This is a genomic window from Deltaproteobacteria bacterium (genome assembly GCA_022340465.1).
GTDB lineage: Bacteria > Desulfobacterota > Desulfobacteria > Desulfobacterales > B30-G6 > JAJDNW01.
On the sequence record JAJDNW010000101.1, the window covers coordinates 1 to 4,809 of the forward strand.

A 4,809-nucleotide genomic window follows, 5' to 3' on the forward strand; every position below is an offset into this window, starting at 1 on the left:
CAGTGACACTTCTCCATCTGCCCCCGGCGCTGCGATCAATGCATCGATGGAGCTTGTATCTCCATCCTCGATATCATTGACGGTGGAAACGGTTATCACGTGGACATTCGCCACACAGGTGATGCCATCTTCTGTATGATACTCCGTATCGCACGCCCACTCGCAGTCTGCGGGAGTGCTCCAGGAGCTGCCATCCCATGTAATTTCAACCAGAGATTCCACCTGATGCCCGTTTGCGGGCGGAACGATGTCAGCGCAGTCCACCATCTGCGTACCGCTGGTCGCAGTTTCACTGTCCGATTCCGTCTGCGTCCCCGTCGCCGTGTCCACGGTTTCCGTATCGAACGTGTCCGTCCCCGTATCCGCGGTTCCAGTTTCGGTTCCAGTATCGGTCGTCGCCGTGTCCACGGTTTCCGTATCGAACGTATCCGTCTCCGAATCCACGGTTCCAGTATCGGTCGTCGCCGTGTCCACGGTTTCCGTATCGAACGTATCCGTCTCCGAATCCACGGTTCCAGTGTCGGCGGTCGCTGTGTCCACGGTTTCCGTATCGAACGTGTCCGTCTCCGAATCCAGGGTTCCGCTACCCGTTGCCGCGGTATCTGTTGTTCCGGTATCTGTTGTTCCGGTGTCCGTTGTCAACGTATCAAACGAGTCCGTCCCCGAAGGCACGGTTCCGGTATCATCTGTCCCGGTATCTGTTGTTCCGGTATCCGCTGTTGAATCCACCTGAAACCGTTCCACCTCCAGATAGCCGCAGCCAGCGACAATCACCAATATGACCACTGGCAAAAATGTACGGCTGAATCTGAACAACGTCGGGAGAAGAATCATCACAATCAGCTCCGCATTTGAAATGCCCCAGCTACCCAATCCGGAATCTTTTCATAGATATCGCCGTATATGGAATATTCTTAAGATTGCTACATAGGTTAGTCTTTAAGCCGAAATCACCGCCATTCTGAGCAATTCGTCATTCCCAACTTGATTGGGAATCCAGACTGCAAGCTACTGGATGCCCGAATTCTCGGGCATGACGGCTGCTTCTTAACCGGAAAAATTCGGGTAATTGCTATATTTCAGGCTAAAGATCTTACCTATGAAGATTGCTATGCATACGATTCCAATGTTCTCCGCAAACGGACTTTCCACGAAATTCAGTTAGATGAAAATAACAGGGCAAACAGGGAATGGTTTTCGGATGGCGAACCGAGTGTCATACATCCGCAGCCGCCCGAAGCACTGGTGTCTTCGGTATTATCAGATGAATCGTCCGTATCGGCATCCGCATCGGAGTCCGTATCGCTGTCTGTGTCACCGTCCGCATCACTGTCCGTGTCGCTGTCCCCGTCACTGTCGGTATCCGTATCGCTATCGGTGTCACTGTCGGTATCCGAATCCGAACCGGCATCGCTGTCTGAATCGGTATCGCTGTCCGAATCACTGTCGCTGTCCCCGTCCCCACCTGTGTCCGTGTCCGTATCCGGCTCTTCCTGTACCACGGGAACAAACTGGGCCAGGGCATATGCGAGAGCCCCCTGCCAGTTGATGGCAATCTCGTTGGTTTCGTAGCTTTCCTCCTCATCCAGCCAATCGTCGTCCGACTGTCCGCCGCCCACCACATATCCCGGATAGGTGTGTCCACTGGCGCCGGACCGCCGACAATGGGGATGCTGGGGTGGATTGAGCCCCACGCCGGTGACATACGAACGATTGTACTGATTACGGCCGAACAGGTTGGCGATTTGCTGCATGCAGGCATCCAGATAGGTTTCAGTGGCAGTCTGTTCATAGGCTCTGCGCAATACCATACATCCACGGGCCACCAATCCATTACTGCCCCAGAAATAATCGCCAGTACCGTATCCGCGGCCGAACCCTTCAGCGCCCTCAAATGTTTCGGTCACAATTTTGTCCGCCGATGCGAGAACCGCGTCTTCCAGTGTGCGAACCAGCGCATCATCCCTGCCCTCCCGATGGGATGCCAGATAGGTGAAGATTCCGTGATTTTTCTGGTCGGGCCAGTCCCACACATGAGCCACCATATCCGGTGGACTACCCGCACGACCGGCAGGCTGGTTGGTTACCCGGGACTCGAAATCGGCAAGTGCATCGGCATCTCCGGTCGTTTCCCACATTTCCGCAGCGGCCCAGATTCTATCGTCCCAGTCATCGGTGCTGTATTGCTGATTGTCATAGTCTGACAAATCCGCACGCACATCTTCGGGATGGGCCACCAGATAATCGTAGGAAAGTTGCGCCGCTTTCAGCAACCGGTCGGCATACGTTTCATCGTACGGCTGGTAAATTCTGGTAGCCTGCGCCATCACTGCAGTGAAATCAGCGGTGGCCGCAGACCCCCATGGCGAAATATAGCGGTCCAGGTCATCGTCTGCGGGCATGACAAAATCCGCAAAGTCAATGGGGGTTAATTTATGCGACACGCGGCCATCCTCAAACTGCATTTTCAGCATCCAGTCCAGATTGTATTTCACTTCATCGAGATAGTCGGGAATCGAACCGCCGGTTTCCGGGATAAATGGCAGGGTGATGCTCTCCAGCTGTTCGCGCCTTTCCTCCCAGGCCCGCAGCATGGGACCCAGCGCGCAGCCGGAATTCACCACATACCGGCCGTAGTCTCCCGCATCATACCAGCCGCCGGTCGCATCGCGGATGGTGCCCGTCAAATCCGGATCCGCAAAATCCATGAGCCCGTCATTGAGGTGCCCGGCGGCGTGAGCGTACTCCTCGCCGTTCCAGGTGAATCGAATATCAATCCCCGAACGCCACGCGTAAAACCCCAGCATAATGGCCCTGAACGGCGCCACGGCCGCATCCTCACCGATGGGAAACACAATGGACTGTCCCACATCCGGCACGTCCACATAATAGTTACCCGGCTGAGTGACCGCCGAAAAATCCGCCTGTCCCACCTGTCCATCCCCGGTCAGCGTTCCCTGAAACACATCAGCGCCATCTTCTGTCTTCACGCTGAACTCGCCGGATGTCTGTCCCACCACCGAAGCAATCTTGGCCGTGGCAGAGGGATACCCCACGGAGGAAACCCGAATGTCGCTGCTCACGTCCGCCACCGCGGTGACCGCATAGAGAAACAGCCCAAACGCGATGGCATTGCCTGAGAGAAAATAACGATTCAAAATCATGGTTCAATCCTTCCTGTCCCCATCTTAGTACAGCGCCCCGTAAGTTGGGGACCAGATCACGCAGGGCCAACCGCTGAGGGCAAGACGCGCCAACGCAGGACTGGCAGCGCCAATTCAAGGAGGCGCAACGCAGCCATCGGTGATTGGAGCAAGTGTGATGGTACCCAACTTATGGGAAGCTGTACATAGCTCATTGGGTGAGTAATTGGGTCAAAAACGGCTCAATGATTCGCAGCAGACGGGATGGCAGACAACCTTTGCAGACACACTCCGGGGACGTATCTGCAACCTGGAGATGGCATCGCTCCATCTCCAATCGGATGCATCGCGAGCTACAGTGAGCAGCCGGTGGCAAAACCATTCCCGATATAATGCGCACCGGAACAATGGACTGATGCGGTTTACTCATTCAGGAAAGCGTTGGGACAAGACTGGCATTTCTTTTGCGCTCAAATCGGTCTGAAGGCGTCGACGTGATGATACCTCAACAATTCGACGCCATTTTTCACCCCCAGAAAGGAAGGAGTCCGTATATGAACTATCGACCATTGCTATTCACTTCGGCCCTCGCGATTGTGTGCATCGTGGGATGCGACGCGAGTACCGACAAACACCGGGTACAGGAAATTCCGACGATTGAAACGCCATTCTCTGTTGAGGCTGCCGTTCATCGGCTGAAATCCGCATATCCCAAAGCCGAGGTGAAGGTAAAACAAAATCGGATTCGCCGAATGTACGGAAGCATGTCCACCGGCAACACACCGAAAGAGGCCGCAGACAAATTTATTCAGAACAGCGCTTCTGCCTTCGGCATTTCAGAAAGCGAACTGGCACTCGACGGAGAGAGCACTTCTTTGGCGGGAACCTCGGGACTGAATGTCCGGCGGCTTTCAGCCACATCAAATCCCGCATCTGCTTCTGCAGAATCAAATGGCGTGGGACTGATGTACGACCCCCGGACCGGGAAACACAAGTTTCGTCTGTATCGCTACGTGCAACATCGAAACGGTGTGCCGGTGTACGGCGCGGGATTGCGCACCCTGGTTCGGGAAGGCGACACCAATGAAGTGGTATGGGCCAACGCGGACGTCAAACCGATGGGTCATTTCGCTGCATCGGCAGACGCCATTGCCCCCGTTGCCGATATGGAAAAATCGCTGCAGGCCCTGGAGTCCGCAGACGCGTCGATTCCGGCGCCAACGGGGTTTGCCCGGGTAAGCCAGCCCACGCCCACGGTTTTCGCAGGGCTTGACGATATTGAAACACCGCGAATGGCCATGACATACACCGCAGAGGCCGCCGATGGCATTGGCGCATGGACGTTTGTTGCCGACGCCGCAACAGGTGACATTCTGCACGTTGAGTCCAATATTCACGGCGATACCAGTCCGGGTGAGGGATCGGATTTTGACATCAGTGGCACCGTCTATGCCAGCGTCAATTCGGGGCTGAACGCCATGGAATGCAGTGGTCAGGAAATTGTACCGCTGCCCTATCTGCATGTCACGGCCAGCAGTACGGAGACAACCGCCGCGGCGGTCACCAATCTGGATGGGCAATATTCGCTGCAGATGCCAGACAGTTCGCCGGCCAGTGTGGTGTCCGAAATAAATGGCGAATATTTTCACGTAGTGGATGACCGGGG

At 55.4% G+C, this 4,809-nt stretch carries 3 protein-coding genes; 1 reads left to right on the forward strand and 2 read right to left on the reverse strand.

Annotated features, from left to right (window positions below; genetic code table 11):
* Together LJE94_15015 and LJE94_15020 are read right to left on the reverse strand one after the other, a co-directional pair.
* The coding region (locus LJE94_15015) for a hypothetical protein (protein MCG6911420.1) at positions 1-837 on the reverse strand (837 nt) is incomplete at its 3' end.
* Positions 838-1,157: 320 nt separating this feature from the next.
* Positions 1,158-3,164: a glycoside hydrolase family 9 protein gene (locus tag LJE94_15020; GenBank protein ID MCG6911421.1), complete on the reverse strand. Its 2,007-nt coding sequence runs from the start codon at positions 3,162-3,164 to the stop codon at positions 1,158-1,160.
* Between the two features lie 533 nt (positions 3,165-3,697).
* On the opposite strand from LJE94_15020, the gene LJE94_15025 reads away from it, so the two are divergent.
* On the forward strand, positions 3,698-4,809 hold a 1,112-nt coding region (locus LJE94_15025; protein ID MCG6911422.1), incomplete at its 3' end, for a hypothetical protein.

Excerpts from the sequence above, each read along its gene's own strand:
- LJE94_15020 (MCG6911421.1), bottom strand. The coding sequence starts at position 3,164 with ATGATTTTGAATCGTTATTTTCTCTCAGGCAATGCCATCGCGTTTGGG.